Source organism: Hymenobacter jeongseonensis (genome assembly GCF_015694725.1).
Classification (GTDB): domain Bacteria; phylum Bacteroidota; class Bacteroidia; order Cytophagales; family Hymenobacteraceae; genus Hymenobacter; species Hymenobacter jeongseonensis.
Genome location: NZ_JADQDQ010000012.1, coordinates 61,036 through 76,354 on the forward strand (window position 1 = coordinate 61,036; position 15,319 = coordinate 76,354).

14 protein-coding genes and 1 tRNA gene are annotated in these 15,319 nt (G+C 60.8%); 8 read left to right on the plus strand and 7 right to left on the minus strand.

Annotation, left to right across the window (positions count from 1 at the left end; genetic code table 11):
* Positions 1 to 42: 42 nt before the first annotated feature.
* Positions 43 to 795 (minus strand): TIGR02757 family protein, encoded by a 753-nt coding sequence (locus I2I05_RS18610; protein ID WP_196283759.1) that lies wholly within the window; start codon positions 793 to 795, stop codon positions 43 to 45.
* A 180-nt stretch (positions 796 to 975) separates the two neighbouring features.
* Entirely contained in the window at positions 976 to 1,941 is a 966-nt protein-coding gene (locus I2I05_RS18615; protein WP_196283760.1) for a LysM peptidoglycan-binding domain-containing protein, read from the minus strand.
* A gap of 189 nt (positions 1,942 to 2,130) precedes the next feature.
* On the opposite strand from I2I05_RS18615, the gene kdsB reads away from it, so the two are divergent.
* Positions 2,131 to 2,880 (plus strand): 3-deoxy-manno-octulosonate cytidylyltransferase, encoded by a 750-nt coding sequence (kdsB, locus tag I2I05_RS18620; RefSeq protein ID WP_196283761.1) that lies wholly within the window; start codon positions 2,131 to 2,133, stop codon positions 2,878 to 2,880.
* On the opposite strand, the gene I2I05_RS18625 is transcribed toward kdsB, so the two are convergent.
* The 4 genes from I2I05_RS18625 to gap all read right to left on the minus strand — a co-directional run bounded on the left by I2I05_RS18625 (position 2,877) and on the right by gap (position 5,755).
* On the minus strand, positions 2,877 to 3,305 hold the full coding sequence (locus tag I2I05_RS18625) for a DUF1622 domain-containing protein (RefSeq protein WP_196283762.1): 429 nt from the start codon (positions 3,303 to 3,305) through the stop codon (positions 2,877 to 2,879). The genes kdsB and I2I05_RS18625 overlap by 4 nt on opposite strands.
* A 62-nt stretch (positions 3,306 to 3,367) precedes the next feature.
* On the minus strand, positions 3,368 to 3,712 hold the full coding sequence (locus tag I2I05_RS18630) for a translation initiation factor (protein ID WP_196283763.1): 345 nt from the start codon (positions 3,710 to 3,712) through the stop codon (positions 3,368 to 3,370).
* A gap of 25 nt (positions 3,713 to 3,737) precedes the next feature.
* Positions 3,738 to 4,607: a diacylglycerol/lipid kinase family protein gene (locus I2I05_RS18635; protein WP_196283764.1), complete on the minus strand. Its 870-nt coding sequence runs from the start codon at positions 4,605 to 4,607 to the stop codon at positions 3,738 to 3,740.
* A 140-nt stretch (positions 4,608 to 4,747) separates the two neighbouring features.
* A complete protein-coding gene (gap, locus tag I2I05_RS18640; RefSeq protein ID WP_196283765.1) occupies positions 4,748 to 5,755 on the minus strand; it encodes a type I glyceraldehyde-3-phosphate dehydrogenase in 1,008 nt (335 codons plus the stop codon).
* A 315-nt stretch (positions 5,756 to 6,070) separates the two neighbouring features.
* Between gap and I2I05_RS18645 the strand changes: the two genes are divergently transcribed.
* Positions 6,071 to 6,142: transfer RNA gene (locus tag I2I05_RS18645), tRNA-Glu, on the plus strand.
* Between the two features lie 144 nt (positions 6,143 to 6,286).
* Here I2I05_RS18645 and I2I05_RS18650 read toward each other — a convergent pair.
* On the minus strand, positions 6,287 to 7,753 hold the full coding sequence (locus I2I05_RS18650; protein WP_196283766.1) for a hypothetical protein: 1,467 nt from the start codon (positions 7,751 to 7,753) through the stop codon (positions 6,287 to 6,289).
* A gap of 378 nt (positions 7,754 to 8,131) precedes the next feature.
* On the opposite strand from I2I05_RS18650, the gene I2I05_RS18655 reads away from it, so the two are divergent.
* The 6 genes from I2I05_RS18655 (at position 8,132) to I2I05_RS18675 (ending at position 15,182) form a co-directional block, all read left to right on the plus strand.
* Positions 8,132 to 10,960 carry a type I restriction endonuclease subunit R gene (locus I2I05_RS18655; protein WP_196283767.1) on the plus strand — a complete coding sequence of 943 codons (2,829 nt, stop codon included), beginning with the start codon at positions 8,132 to 8,134 and terminating at the stop codon, positions 10,958 to 10,960.
* Between the two features lie 12 nt (positions 10,961 to 10,972).
* Positions 10,973 to 12,526 carry a restriction endonuclease subunit S gene (locus tag I2I05_RS18660; protein ID WP_196283768.1) on the plus strand — a complete coding sequence of 518 codons (1,554 nt, stop codon included), beginning with the start codon at positions 10,973 to 10,975 and terminating at the stop codon, positions 12,524 to 12,526.
* 12 nt (positions 12,527 to 12,538) lie between these two features.
* The gene (locus I2I05_RS22185) at positions 12,539 to 12,673 is read left to right on the plus strand and encodes a hypothetical protein (RefSeq protein ID WP_262895174.1); all 135 of its coding nucleotides are present in this window, start codon (positions 12,539 to 12,541) and stop codon (positions 12,671 to 12,673) included.
* Between the two features lie 93 nt (positions 12,674 to 12,766).
* Positions 12,767 to 13,042, plus strand: coding sequence for a hypothetical protein (locus I2I05_RS18665; protein WP_196283769.1), 276 nt, complete (start codon positions 12,767 to 12,769; stop codon positions 13,040 to 13,042).
* A gap of 230 nt (positions 13,043 to 13,272) precedes the next feature.
* Positions 13,273 to 13,617: a hypothetical protein gene (locus I2I05_RS18670; protein WP_196283770.1), complete on the plus strand. Its 345-nt coding sequence runs from the start codon at positions 13,273 to 13,275 to the stop codon at positions 13,615 to 13,617.
* Between the two features lie 86 nt (positions 13,618 to 13,703).
* Complete coding sequence (locus I2I05_RS18675; RefSeq protein WP_196283771.1) at positions 13,704 to 15,182, plus strand: class I SAM-dependent DNA methyltransferase; 1,479 nt, start codon at positions 13,704 to 13,706, stop codon at positions 15,180 to 15,182.
* Positions 15,183 to 15,319: the final 137 nt, after the last annotated feature.

Consider the following 15,319-nt stretch of genomic DNA (forward strand, 5'->3'; position numbering starts at 1 on the left):
TTCCCCCACCGCGGGCGAAGCCGCCCTTAGCTGGCGCTTCGTCTACTTGTCCACGCCCGCGCCAAACAGCGCGAAGTCGTACTTCACCGGGTCAGCGGGGTCGAGCAGTCGCAGGTTGGCAGTGAGTTCCTCAGCGGCTTGCCAGTCCACCAGCTTGCGGGTGAGCAAGCCCAACGGGCGGGCTTGGCGCTCCACGTGCAAGTCGATGGGCATAATCAAATCGGCCATCGAGAGGCGAGTCCAGAGGCCGAAATCAACGCCGTTATCGTCGCGGCGCACCAGCCAGCGCAGGTACATATTCACCCGTTTGCAGGCCGATTTGCGGGCGGGCGTGGCCACGTGCTTGCGGGTGCGGCCGGGCGCATCGGGCAGGCTGAAAAAGTGCTGGTGGAAGTTTATCAGCCGCTCGCGCTGCGTGTGGCCCACCAGAAACGCGGTTTCCAGCGTCTCGTGCTGCCCATACCAATGGCGCAGGAAGTGCACGAAATACAGCAAGTCCGTGTCGCAAAACGTACGGTGGCAGAAGCCCAGTAGGCGCTTCAAATCTTCGTCCTCGTGCTGGGTGATGAACTGATACGGCGCATCATCCATGCGGCGCAGCAGCTCGTTTACCTTGTTGATGATGGTGGGCCGCTGACCCCAGGCCAGCAACGCCGCAAACAGGGCGCTGATTTCAATATCCTGCCGCTGCGTGAAGCGGTGCGGAATCTGAATGGGGTCGTTTTTAATGAATTCCGGGCGGTTGTAACGCTCGTACTGGGCATCAAGCTGGCGGCGGAGCTGGGCGATGTTCAAATGGAAACGAGCAGAAGGATTGGAAACAAACAGAGAACTCGAAAAAACGTCATGCTGAGCGCAGTCGAAGCATCTCGCGTGCTGTAACTAATCCAATCGATTGAGTTACTACCACACGCGAGATGCTTCGACTGCGCTCAGCATGACGTTCTCATTTAGCGGCTTTTGAAGCCCTCTGTTTTACTGCGGAATGTAGTTCGTCTCGACGCGGAAGCGGGAATCGCCCGTGCCCAGCTTCTGCATGGCGCGCGGCGAAAGGCGCACCAGAACGTTGTTGTTCTCGCCCGTATCGGGCAGCTTGCCAATAACGCGCACGTACACCGACTGGCCATTCATGCTGTTTTTTACCTGCATGATGGTGCCCACGGGCGCCGTTTTGTGTAGCGCCAGGTATTTATCGGTTACGCTCTTGTCGATGGGCGCACCCAAGCCGGCCTCTACCACGCGCGACAGCAGCTCGCCGGCGCGGGTGGGAGTCCGCTCCTCATTTTCGGTTTCCTGCTTCTCCTTTTCCGTCGAGGCTGGGGTCACGGTCGCAATTTGGGCGGGCTTGTCGGGCGCGGGCGCAACGGGGGTTTTGGGCGTGGGTACGTCCTCTACCTCCACGGCGCGCACCGGGGCCGGTTTGGGCGAGGCGCTCACCGTGGGGTTCCCGGCTTCGGCGGCGCTCAGCAGTAGTTGCTGCCCCACGCGCACGGCACCGTTGGCGGGCAATCTATTGAGTTTGATGAGTTCCTCGGGCGTGAGCTGAAACCGGCGCGCAATGCCAAACAGCGTTTCGCCCCGGGCCACGGTGTAGCTGGCGGGCGTGGCGCTGGCGGCGGGCGAGGCCGTTGCGGCCGCCGACCGGCTGGGAGCCGCGGCGGCCCGGCCCGCCAGTGGGCGGGGCACGTACACAATCTGCCCGATGCCCAGGCCGCTTTTAATCTGCGGATTGGCGGCCGTTATCTGGTCGAGAGAAACCCGGTAACGGCGCGAAAGGGCCGACAGGGTTTCGCCGGCGGCCACCCGGTGCTTTACGAAACGCTGACCGCCGCGCATCTCTACGCCAATGGAATCGGTGGGAGCTTTCCGGGAAGGGTTTGCTTTCTTAGGACCAGGGCCGCCCAAGGCCAGCAACGTAATAAGCGAAAGAATTATAGTCATAAAATCAACCTTGCGAAATCCATACCATCCCCGCCCGGAGAGCCAGCCCAGCGGCTAACAAAGACAAAATAACGCAAAAACCGGGGGGAATTCGCTTCTCTTTTCTCCGGCAACCACCAAAGCGCTTTATTTGAAGCCGGACTATTGGTTCCGGCCTCCTTCTCGTTCCTCTTGTTCTGCTTTGCTGCTATGGTTCTTGGCCTCATTCCCGCCCGTTTTGCTTCCACCCGCCTCCCCGGCAAACCCTTGGTTGACCTCGGCGGGCTCAGCATGATTCAGCGAGTGGTGGCGCAGGCGCAGCAGGCCAACCTGGCCCGCGTGGTGGTAGCCACTGATGACGAGCGCATCCTTCGGCACGTGCAGGATTTTGGGGGCGAAGCCGTGCTCACGCGCCCCGACCACCCCAGCGGCACCGACCGGCTGTGGGAAGCGTTCCAGCAGCTGGGCCGCCCGGCCGATGTGCATTGCATCGTCAACATCCAAGGCGATGAGCCTTTCATTCACCCGGCCCAAATCAATGCCCTGGCCGATTTATTTGCCCAGGAAGCCACGGCGCCCGCCATTGCCACGCTGGTGAAGCCCGTGGTTTCGGAGGAGGAATTATTTAGTCCGCACTTGCCCAAAGTCGTGCTCGACCAGCAGGGCAACGCCCTGTATTTCAGCCGCCACCCCCTGCCCTACCAGCGCGGCCACGCGCCCGCCGAGTGGCTGGCCCACCACCGCTACCTGCGCCACCTGGGTTTGTACGCCTACCAGCCGGCCGTGCTGGAGCAGCTCACTCAGCTCCCCGTTTCGTCCCTCGAAGCCGCAGAAAGCCTGGAACAGTTGCGTTGGCTGGAAGCCGGATTCCGCATCCGGTGCGCGCAAACCGAGCTGGATGCGTTTGGCATCGACACGCCGGAGGACGTGGCCAAGGCACGCGCCCGACTTGGTGTTTAGGCATCGGCGCGTTTCACAACTTCGTGCTCGGGGCTGATTTGCTGACGCTCCTCGTGCATTTCCCGCGACAGGAAATAGTTGAGTGCCGTGCGGATAACGGCAATGGCGCCGAGCTTACCAATCTGTTCCCAGCTGGGCGCAATGGCCGTGGAAAGGATGTCGGCCCCCAGCTGAAACTCCAGCGCCAGCGCCAGGTAGCGCGCCAAGGTCAGCCGAATAGCCGTAAAATCGGCCGTTTGGCGTTTGGCCAAGGACTTCACCAGCAACCAGCCCGCGCTGAGAATGCCCAGCGCAATGATGACCGCACCCACGGTTTCGATGCCCAGCTTCAGCCACAGCACCGCGCTGATGACGGCGCTTTCGGCCTGAGAATGCACAGTTGGAACGTTCCGAGCAACCTCGGGCAGGGCGTCAAGTTGGAACATAGCAACACTGTATCAAGGCAAAAAAACAACTCCCTGAGCCTACTGGCCCCGGCCCGAAACTACTAGCCGCCGGCCTTTTTGGCTTTGTAGCCTTCTTTCAGCAGCACTTCCAGCACCTTGTCGCGGAAGTCGCCTTGCACCACTACTTCGCCCTCTTTGGCGCTGCCGCCCACGCCGCACTTGGTTTTGAGCAGCTTGCCCAGCGTTTGCAAGTCAGCGTCGGTGCCCACGAAACCGGTCACCAGGGTCACTTGCTTGCCGCCGCGCTGCTTTTTATCGAGCTGCACCCGAAGTTGCTGCTGCTGGGGCGGCAACGTAGCGGCTGCCGCCGGCTCATCGGTTTGATAGGAGAAATCCGGGTTGGTGGAATACACCACGCCCTGTCGTTGGTTTTTATCAGCTTTCATAAAAGTATAGTTGCGTTAATCTACATCATACCGCCACGGCCAGGGCCATGGGCATCAAGTCAATCACAAATTCAGTGGCGTGCCCTAGGTAGTCGCCATCGACGTGAAAACCGATGGGGGCCTGGGCAGTCACTCGCCCCCGCGGCACCCGAAAATACTCGGCGGCTTTGGATTGCGGCAGGTTGCCCAGGGCCATGCCCAAGCTCACTTTGATGGCACGGCCCACCGGCAAGGCATCAATCAGACACACGTCGAGCAAGCCGTCGCGCAAATCGGCCAAGGGCGCGATGTAGGCGTTGTTGCCGTATTGCGAGGCATTGGCGAAGGCGAGGACGTAGCAGTTGGTCTGCGCAACCTGCCCGTCCAAGTCCACGCGCACGGGCACGGGCTGGTAGCGGCGGTACTCGCGCAGCGTCACCCGCAGGTAGGTACTCAGGCCGCGCGAACCGGCCTGGGCAAAGTGCTGGCTCACGTGGGCATCGAAGCCCAGCCCGGCGGTGCAAAAGAACGGGTGGTCGTTTATCACGCCCACATCCATGCGGCTAAACGTCGGCGCGGCCAATTGCCGCAGCGCCGCCGGCAGCGCCAACGGCACCTTCAGGTGGCGGGCCAGGCCGTTGCCCGAGCCCTGGGGCACAATGCCCATGGCCGTATCCGTGCCCAGCAGGCCCCGGCCCACTTCGTTTACGGTGCCGTCGCCGCCCACGGCGGCCACCACCTCAAAGCCTTCGGCGGCGGCGGTGCGCGCCAGCTCCACGGCGTGCCCGGCGTATTCGGTGAAGCGGATTTCATAATCGGATTCCAGCGCACCAAAGTGCTGCGCAATAAGCGCGGGCATGTCGAGGCGGCGGCTGGGACCAGCCTTCGGATTGAGAATAAAGCAGGTTTTGGGCATGGGCAACGCCCAGCGGGTGCTTGGCGAATCGAAGAAGTAAAACTCCCGGCCACTACGAAAGCGTGGCTTAAGAGCACAAAAAACGCCGCCCGCCCCGCCACGAATGGCAAAGCAAGCGGCGTAGTTTACGGGCGCAGCAATTAACCGTTCATCCGCTCGCCGAGCTTTTGAATCAGGTCGGCCGTGCGCGACGAGTAGCCAAACTCGTTGTCGTACCAGCCAATCACCTTCACCAAGGTGCCGTTGGCAGACGTCAATTCCGAGTCGAAAATGCAGCTGTGGGAGTTGCCCACGATGTCGATGCTCACCAACGGGTCGGTGGAGAACTCCAGAATGCCTTTCATGGGGCCTTCAGCGGCAGCCTTCATGGCCGCGTTGATTTCTTCCTTCGTGGTTTCCTTTTTGAGGATAACCGTCAGGTCGGTCATCGAACCGTCTGGAATGGGCACGCGCATGGCGAGGCCGTCGAGCTTGCCCTTGAGGTGGGGCAACACCAGACCCACGGCCTTGGCGGCGCCGGTGCTGGTAGGGATGATGCTGTAGGCAGCAGCGCGGGCGCGGCGCAGGTCTTTGTGGGGCGCGTCCTGCAGATTTTGGTCCGACGTGTAGGCGTGTACCGTGGTGATGTAGCCCTTCTCAATGCCAAAGGCGTCGTCCAATACCTTGGCCATTGGGGCCAGGCAGTTGGTGGTGCAGCTGGCGTTGCTGAGGATGGTTTCCTCACCGGTGAGGATGTCCTCGTTCACACCCAGTACCACGGTGGGGATGTTGCCGGTAGCGGGAGCCGAAATCACGACTTTCTTGGCACCAGCGGTGAGGTGCTGGCCGGCGCCGGCTTCGTCCACGAAGCGGCCGGTGGATTCGAGCACCACGTCAACGCCCATTTTGCCCCAGGGGAGCAGCTTGGGGTCGCGCTCGGCGAGGGCGGCAATGCGCTGGCCGTTCACGGTCAGGCTCTCCTCGTCGTAGCTCACGGTGCCATCGAAACGGCCGTGCACGGAGTCGTATTTCAGCAGGTGGGCCAGCGTCTTATTGTCGGTCAAGTCGTTGATAGCGACAATTTCTACGTTGTCGCGGCCCAGCAGCGACTTGAAAGTGAGGCGGCCAATGCGGCCGAAGCCGTTGATGGCGACTTTGATTTTTGCCATAGCAAAACAAGAAAAAAAGGTGACTGGCTGCCCCTGTGGTAGCCGGTTGAAACGCGGGGCGAAGATAGCAGGCTAGCGTTGGGTTAGCTAATCCCGGCTCCGGGCAGGTGGTATTCGGGTTTCCGGGCGTCTATTTATGGCCGACTAGGTATCCGAGATTGCGCAGTTCGGCCCTTTCAAAAATCAAGTTATAGGAAGCTCCAAAAATCTTTGGGCCTGAAAAACAAGGCACTTTGCTCCTTTGAGCACTTTTTTTCATCTCAATCCTTGCACGGAAAGCAGCGCGCCGTATCTTTGCACCACCAAAACAAAAACGGTCCGTTCGTCTAGGGGTTAGGACAGTAGATTTTCATTCTACCAACAGGGGTTCGATTCCCCTACGGACTACTCAAAACCCGCTCTGCAACACGCAGAGCGGGTTTTTTCGTTATTGGGGTACAGCCTGGGGTACAAACTGTATTTTTTCGGCTTATCTGGGGGTATGAGGACGGCCTGTTCACGTTAGCCCCTTGCTTTCGCGCTGGTTGTTGTTCATTTCGCTTTGAGCTTAAGCTTCAGGCTGAGCTTGTTCAATTCCTCTTTAACGATTTTGCGCGCTTTCACGGCATCCACCTCGCGCAAGAACAAGGCATCGTGCAACGTGACGACGTACTCGATGCCAGCAGCTAGCAGGGCTTTAACCAGAACATTGAAAATGAGCCCAGACTCGATGCGCTGCACCAGCAGGCAGTTTGCGGCGTGTTTTTTTTCACAACCCAGGGCAGTCCAGTCCAGTTGCTTTAACTGGGCGAACAGTTCGACCAGGGAAGGAAAAAGCCTTTCAAGCAGTTGGTATGACCGTACTGCATGCAACGTGTCTTCAGCTTGGCGGAGCACTTCGTCTGGCTCCCCCCACTGAATGGCATCGTCGCGCTTTTTCTCCCACGTTGCTTCATGCTGGTGAGCTAAGAAGCAGTAATTGGAGAAGGCAGCCACGTAGAAAATATTCTTGGCATCGTCACGGGTCAATGGCTTCAGCAACTTGCCCTCGTAGGCACGGTTGAATTCCGTCTGGAGGTACTCGTAGAAGCCACCGTCGAAGCACAACCGTTGGTAGCGCTGGTAGTCCTCCTTGTGCTTCACCGCCTTGAACAACGGTATGGCCGCGGCGCATTCGGGTGCGAAACGGTTGATGAGGGCCGGGGTAATAGACGCGAATAGCGCCGGCTGGGAGTTCACCAAATCGATTTCTACCAACTGGTCGTCGAGCCGGTCCCGGAAGCGCATGCTGGGCCGCAACGGCTTCGGGGAGTTCACTACTTCCGAATGAGCACGCCCCCCGAAAATATCGATTACGACCAAGCGGAAAGGGCTATGGTTGAACAGGTCAAAGTACAAGGCAGCTGGGTGCGAGATGCGCTGCTCCGCGGCCAGCCGCTCCACTACCTCTCGACATTCTAGGCTATCCAGCAGCACGATTTGCTGCATCATCCGCCGCACGTGCTCCCTCTCGGGGTCGCAAGGAATTAATCCTTTCGGGGCGCTGAGGGCCTTGAATTTGTTTAGAATGGCCTTGCCGACCTTTTCTTCCTTGCGAACGTACTGGCGTTCTTCGCCCCGCAACACGGACGGTATCCGGAACCGCTTGGCGGCCCGGTCCCGGCACACTGGCGGACGGTGATAGCCCCCGGGGATATGCTCTCCGTCCGGGTTGACGTCAAGACGCTCCAGGTAGCCCGCGTGGAGAAGTAGCTCTATCGTCTCAACGTAGGAGTTGCCCAACAACGAACGGAGCACCCAGCAAGGCACTTGTACGAAGCTGGGCTCGAATTCCACTTCTTTGTGAGAGTTGCAGCTCTGCTTTAGGATGTAGTGGTAGAGGTAGCACACCCCTTTCGTCAGGGCTGACACCCCGGGACGACCGGTGAGCGTCACGTTGAGGGCGTTGATGTTGAGGTTGGCGGGCAGAAAGAGGGTGATGGATTTCTTCTGGTTTCGGGTACTAGTAGACTGGGGCATTGTGAGCAGGTTGGGTGAGTGGCCTGCCTCTCGGCGGCCGGTTAGTGAATCCCTTCCCCTCGGAATACGAAGGCCGCCATGCCTTTTTTCTTGAGCTTCATTAATTCGAAGCTTTTCTCGCTGGACCTGCTTGCTCTTCCGGCAAGGCCTCTATTTTCTCACTGAAAAAACCGCCAATGCGACTCGTGAAGCCAGAAAAGTGCAGTTTTGGGGTGCAATAGCCTCTTGCTTACTTTCCCACTCCCTGTCTCCTCTTCCGGTTACCCGCTCTGGTTTCCTGGTTCCCTCCCACCCCTGTATTCATGGTCTTGTAGCCCTTTCTCTCTTACCTGGTTGGTGAGGTGTACATTCGCAGTTCTACCGCCGCACCTTCTTTTCATGCTCACCCCCGAACAGCACGCTCGTCAGCTCATCGATGCCCAATTGGCCCTCGCGGGCTGGCTCGTGCAGGACTACAAGCAAATCAATCTGGGCGCGGGTGCCGGCGTGGCGGTGCGCGAGTACCCTACTGATTCGGGCCCAGCGGACTACGCCCTGCTGGTCGACCGCAAGCTGGTGGGCATCGTGGAGGCCAAGCGGGAAGGCACCTCCCTCACGGCCGTGGCCGAGCAGACGGCCCGCTACCAGACCAGCGCCACCAAGCACGCCCAGCGCGTGGCCGACCAACTGCCCTTCGGCTACGAGGCCAACGGCCAGGAAATCCGTTTCGCCGACGCCCGCGACCCCGAGCCCCGTTCCCGGCCAGTGTTCGGCTTTCATCGGCCCGAGACCCTGCGCGCGTGGACCCGGCAACTGGGCGGCACGTTGCGGGCGCGGCTGCGCACCCTGCCGGCCGTGACCACCGCCGGCCTACGCGACTGCCAGATTGAAGCCCTGCGCAACCTCGACGTGAGCCTGAAGGACGACCGGCCCCGGGCCCTGATTCAGATGGCTACGGGTAGTGGGAAGACCTTTACGGCGGTGTCGTTTATTTATCGCCTCATCAAGTTCGCGGGGGCTAAGCGCATCCTATTTCTGGTGGACCGGGGCAACCTGGGGCGGCAGACCCTGCAGGAGTTTCAGCAGTACACGGCCCCGGACGACGGGCGCAAGTTCACGGAGCTCTACAACGTGCAGCACCTGACCAGCAACCAGCTCGACACGGTGAGCAAGGTCACCATCACCACCATCCAGCGGCTGTACTCGATGCTGCGGGGCGAGGCCGAGTTCGACGCCGGCAACGAGGAGCGGTCGGGCTTCGAGCTGAACGGCGAGGCGCCGCAGCGGCCCCGCGAGGTGGCCTACAACCCCGCCCTGCCGCCCGAGGGCTACGACTTCGTGGTGATTGACGAGTGCCACCGCTCCATCTACAACGTGTGGCAGCAGGTGCTCGAGTACTTCGACGCCCACCTCATCGGGCTGACGGCCACGCCGGCCAAGCAGACCTTCGGCTTCTTCAACCAAAACCTGGTGATGGAGTACAGCCACGAGCGCGCCGTGGTCGACGGCGTGAACGTGGGCTCCGACGTGTTCCGCATCGAGACGGAAATCACGGCCCAGGGCTCGCGGGTGGAAAAGGGCAGCAGCGTGAGGCTGATGGAGCGCCAGACCCGCACCAAGCGCTGGGAAACGCTCGACGACGACCTGGTGTACACCGGCACGCAGCTCGACCGCTCGGTGACGGCGCCCGACCAGATTCGCACGGTGCTCACGAAATGGAAGTCCAGCCTGTTCACGGAGCTGTTTCCGGGGCGCGAAATCGTGCCCAAGACCTTGGTATTCGCCAAGAGCGACCACCACGCCGACGAAATCGTGGAGCTGGTGCGCGAGCTGTTCGGCAAGGGCAACGATTTTTGCAAGAAAATCACCTACGGCTCCGACGAGAACGCCGACACGCTGATCCGCAAGTTCCGCAACGAGTACAACCCGCGCGTGGCGGTGACGGTGGACATGATTTCGACCGGCACCGACATCAAGCCCCTGGAGTGCCTGCTGTTCCTGCGCGACGTGCGCAGCCGGGTGTACTTCGACCAGATGAAGGGGCGCGGCACCCGCGTCATCAGCCCCACCGACCTGGAGACCGTGACCAGCGACGCGGGCGCCAAGACCCGCTTCGTGATTGTGGACGCGGTGGGCGTGACCGACTCGGTGAAGAAAGACACCGAAAGCGTGGAGCGCCTCGGCGGCCTGGGCTTCGAGAAGCTGCTGCACGCCGTGGCCCAGGGCAACCACGACTCCGCCCAGTTGCGCAGCCTGGCCACCCGCTTGGCCCGGCTCGACCGCCAGCTCACGCCCGACGACCGCGCCGCCGTGCAGGCCCAGGCCGGCGGGGCCACCGTGCAGCAGCTCGCCGCCCGCCTCTACGACGCCGTGGACCCCGTGCGCCAAGAGGCCGAAGCCCAGCGCGTGGCCGCGGCCGAAGCCCACGCCGCTGGCCTGCCCGCCCCCGGCGAGCCGGGCAGCACCCTGGACGAACCCACCGACGCCCACTGGCAGCAGGCCGTGGAGGCCCTCACCGAGCGGGCCGTGCGCCTGTTCGACGACCCGGCCCTGCGCAACCTGCTCACCAAGGTGCACGCCCAGCACGACCTCATCATCGACCTGGTGAGCCAGGACCGGGTGCTGGCGGCGGGATTCGAGCACCGCACCTCGCCCGAAGCCGCGCAGGAGGCGCTGGCCCGGCAGCGGGTGGACAAGTTTCAGGCCTTCATCGAAGCGCATAAGGACGAAATCACGGCCTTGCAACTGCTGCACAACCAGCCCTACGCCCGCCGGGCCGTTACCTTTGCCCAGATTCGGGAACTGGCCCTGGCCCTGCGCCTCGACCACCCGGAGCTGACGCCCGAAGGCATCTGGGCTGCCTACGAGCAACTGGAAAAGGCCCGGGTGCGCGGCGCCGGCCCCAAAACCCTGCTCACCAACCTCGTCAGCCTCGTGCGTTTTGCCCTGCACCAGACCGAGACGCTGACGGCCTACCCGCTGGGCGTGGACGAGCGGTTCGGGGCGTGGCTGGCGGCGCAGCAGCAGGCGGGCCGCACGTTCTCGGACGAGCAGCAGCGCTGGCTCACGATGATGAAGGAGAAGGTGGCCACCTCCTTGAGCGTGGAGGCCGAAGACTTTACGATGCCTCCCTTTGTGGACCAGGGCGGGTATGCTCGCGCCCGGCAGGTATTCGGGGCGGATTTGAATCAGTTGGTAGCCGAATTAAACGAGGCCCTGGCCGCGTAAGAAACGTAAGAAATGGAAGAGCAGCAGGAGTTACCGCAGGGTTGGATATGGACTACCGTTAATCAGTTAGGAAAATCAGTTACCGGAAATACGCCAAGCACCAGCAATCCGGAATTTTACGGGGGACCCATACCGTTTTTCAAGCCGGGTGACTTGGGCTCTGGTTATGCCATTTCTGAGGCTGAGACCAACATAACCGAGGCTGGCGCAGCATCGGCGAGAATCTTACCACCTTACTCGATTCTCGTTACGTGCATCGGGGCTACGATTGGAAAAACTGGCTTCTCGACGGTGGCTGGTGCTACGAATCAACAAATAAATGCGCTGGTTCCTGCTGCAGCTGTAGTAGTCCCGCAGTTCGCGTATTTCGGCTTTATCTCACCTGTTCTATATCGTCAGATTATTGATAATGCCTCTTCCACGACGTTACCAATTCTGAACAAAAGCAAGTTTGAAGCACTAGCGTTTCCCCTCCCGCCCCTGCCCGAGCAGCGCCGCATCGTGGCGAAGCTGGAGGAGCTGTTCAGCAAGCTGGATGCGGGCGTGGCGGCCGTGCGCCGTACCCAGGCCCTGCTGAAACGCTACCGCCAGTCGGTACTGCACGCCGCCGTCACGGGCGAGCTCACCCGCGCCTGGCGCGAAGCCCACCCCGCCCCCGCCGAAACCGGGGCCGCCCTGTTGGAGCGCATCCGCGCCGAGCGCCGTGCGCAGTGGGAAGCCGCTCAGGTCGCCAAGCGCGGCGGGCAACTGCCGTTGGGCGATGGGTGGAAATCGAAGTATGTGGAGCCGGGCGAGCCTGACACTTCCGAGTTGCCAGACTTGCCGGAAGGTTGGGCAGTTGCCCGGCTAGATATCATTGCAAGCCTTAAAGGTGGCGTTACAAAAGACAGCAAACGCCAACATGTTGAATCACGCTCGGTACCTTACTTACGGGTGGCGAATGTTCAGCGGGGATATCTGGATTTGACAGAAATCAAGGAAATCGAGGCATCGGAAGAAGCCATTCGAGACTTGGCGCTTCAATATGGTGACGTGTTGTTTAACGAAGGCGGCGACCTAGATAAGCTTGGTCGCGGATGGATTTGGGAGAATCAGGTTCCGGAGTGCATTCATCAAAACCACGTATTTCGTGCCCGGACCTACTTGCCTGAAATGGCTTCACGGCTGATTTCATATTGGGGAAATTCGTTCGGCCAACTCTATTTCATGCGAGTAGGAAAACAAACTACCAACCTGGCTTCTATCAATTTATCTAAGTTGAGCGAGTTTCCGGTTCCGTTGCCTCCACTTGCTGAACAAGAGCAAATTGTAGTTGAGGTCGAAGCGCGAATTTCTGTTCTTGACAAGTTGGAACAGACCCTCACCGACGAGCTAAAACGCGCCGAGCGCCTGCGCCAGAGCATTCTGCACCGGGCCTTCACCGGCCGCCTCGTGCCCCAGGATGCCACCGACGAGCCGGCCGCGGCGCTGCTGGCGCGGCTGCGGGAAGCCCCGGCCACTTCGGCCAGAGCCAAGCCGGCCCGCGGGCGCAAGGCCGTCGCGCAGCAACCTACCCTGGGCCTGTAACGCCGCTCCCGCATGGACGAAACCCACGTGTTCGAGAAGAAAAGCTACCGCAAGGCCTTCGGCCCCATGGCCGACCTGAGCGACTTGGCCAAGCAGAAAAAATATAATGCCTCCCAGAAGCCTAAAGCATGTTTTGCAGGCACTTAATGGCGCCCGATTTGCGTTTATGAAACAACGCAACGCAACTTTGTGTATTATTACCGCTGCGATAGCTGGTACTACCTTATTGATTCCGCTACTATGACAACCCCTCCCGCCAACATAAAGGCCCCTTCGGCTGAGGTTCGTGTGATGGAGATTCGCCGTCAGATGGCCCATGCCGTGCATACCCCGGAAATTGCCATCCCTGACCATTACCATATGAATAGCCCCCAGGAAACAAGCCCGGCTCCCGCTTCGCTTGCGCTGCCGGCTGCCGCCCTCAAGACCTTGGCCAAAGCGCTGATGTCGCCAGCTCCCGCGCCTAATGCCAAGCTAATGATGGCTAAACGCAAAGCCAAAGAATGGTTTGGATAGAACCCCACCCACGGGTTGCTGAACCCCCGTTTTCGATAGAGCCGCTCGCGCCGACCCACGACCGAGCGGCTTTTGTTTGTCTGGAACCCAAGCTAACCGATTTCATTACGGGACAAGCAGCACTCCGTGAGGTCCTGAATGGGACCTCATCGGTTTATGTGTGTGTTGATGCCCGTAACGTTGTGTGGGGGTATTTCACGCTCAGCTCTTACTCCATTAGCCGAGCGGACTTGTTAGCCGCTGAATATGGCCCGGAGTGGCAGCAGCTACCCAAACGGAAGTTAAGCGACATCTACCGGGCATTTCCCCACGACAGAATTGGCTGCACAATGCTTGGCCGCGTAGCCGCCCATAACATAATGCGGGGCACCAGCTTTGGGGTAGCTTTGATGACAAAGATGATGGAAAAAGTAGCGGAGGGCAGCCAAATCGTCGCCTCACGTTTTTTGGTTTTGGATGCAAAAAACGACAAGCTAGTCGATGTCTATAAGGAGTATGGTTTTCAGCGGCTTTCGGATGAGGACCGCCGAATGTTCATGCACATGGAGACCGTCAAGAAGTTTGAATCTGCTTAAAGGCAGTACATTTCGGCAGCCCAAGCAAGTTGCTAGTGAGGTGTAGCGCCGGTCTGACAACGCTTGATAAAGGTTCCTCCTTGCCCATGCGCAAACCCACCCTCAATGCCACCGCCCAATCCCTCGTCCAGCGCGTCTGGGGCTACGCCACCGTGCTCCGCGACGACGGCGTGGGCTACGGCGACTACGTCGAGCAAATCACCTACCTGCTGTTCCTGAAGATGGCCGATGAGCAGGCCGGCGCCCCCAACGCCCCCGCCGTGCCCGCAGGGAAGGACTGGGCCAGCCTGCGCGCCCTCGAAGGCGACGCGCTGGAGGTGCAGTACCGCCACCTGCTCACCGACCTGGGCAAGGAGCCCGGCATGCTGGGCGTCATCTTCAAGAAGGCCCAGAACAAGATTCAGAACCCGGCCCGCCTCAAGCACCTGCTGGCCCTGATTGACCGCGAGAACTGGTCGGGCCTGGGCTTCGACGTGAAGGGGGAGATTTACGAAGGCCTGCTGCAGAAAAACGCCGAGGACGTGAAGGGCGGCGCCGGCCAGTACTTCACCCCGCGCCCGCTCATCCAGGCCATCGTGGAAGCCGTAGCCCCCGCCCCGGGCCAGACCATCTGCGACCCGGCCTGCGGCACCGCCGGCTTCCTGCTGGTGGCCCGCGACTACCTCGTCGACACCTACGGCAAGGACCTGGACCGCGAGCAGCTCAAGTTCCTGCGCGACCACACCTTCCACGGCACCGACATCGTGGACTCGGTGGTGCGCCTGGCGGCCATGAACCTGTACCTGCACGGCGTGGGCTCCACCGAAAGCCCGGTGCAGAACCGCGACTCCCTGCTCTCCGACCCCGGCGAGCGCTACGACTTCATCCTGGCCAACCCGCCCTTTGGGAAGAAGAGCAGCATCACGGTGATGAGCGAGGAAGGCCAGACCAGCAAGGACACGCTCAGCTACGAGCGCACCGACTTCGTGGCCACCACCAGCAACAAGCAGCTCAACTTCGTCCAGCACATCTACACCGTTCTCAAGGTGGGCGGCACGGCCGCCGTGGTGCTGCCCGACAACGTGCTCTTCGAGGGCGGGGCCGGCGAGACCATCCGCCGCAAGTTGCTGCAGGACTGCAACGTGCACACCCTGCTGCGCTTGCCCACGGGCATCTTCTACGCCCAAGGCGTCAAGGCCAACGTCATCTTCTTCGAGAAGCGGGCCGCGGCCGAACAGGCCCAGACCAAGGAGCTGTGGGTCTACGACCTGCGCACCAACCAGCACTTCACCCCCAAGGGCAACCCGCTCACGCTGGCCCACCTGCAGGACTTCATCGCCTGCTACGGTAAACCCGGCCAGCGGGCCCAGCGCCAGGAGACCGAGCAGTTTCACCGCTACGAGCTGCCCCAGCTGCTGGCCCGCGACAAGGTGAACCTCGACATCTTCTGGCTCAAGGACGATGCCCTGGAAGACAGCGCCACCCTGCCCGCGCCCGACGTGCTGGCCCTGGAAATCACCGAGAACCTGCAGGCCGCGCTGACGCAGTTCGCCAGCATCGCCGAGGAGCTGGAGGTGGCGGAGTAACCTTACTTCCGCAATGCCGCCACGAGCAGAGCTTCGGCATGTTTGTGGCGGCGTTTTCAGTTTTCTCCACACCAGCTAAAGCCGGGTAACAAGCTGAAAACAATCGCCCCTCAGTCTAAGTTTAATGCTTTGACTTT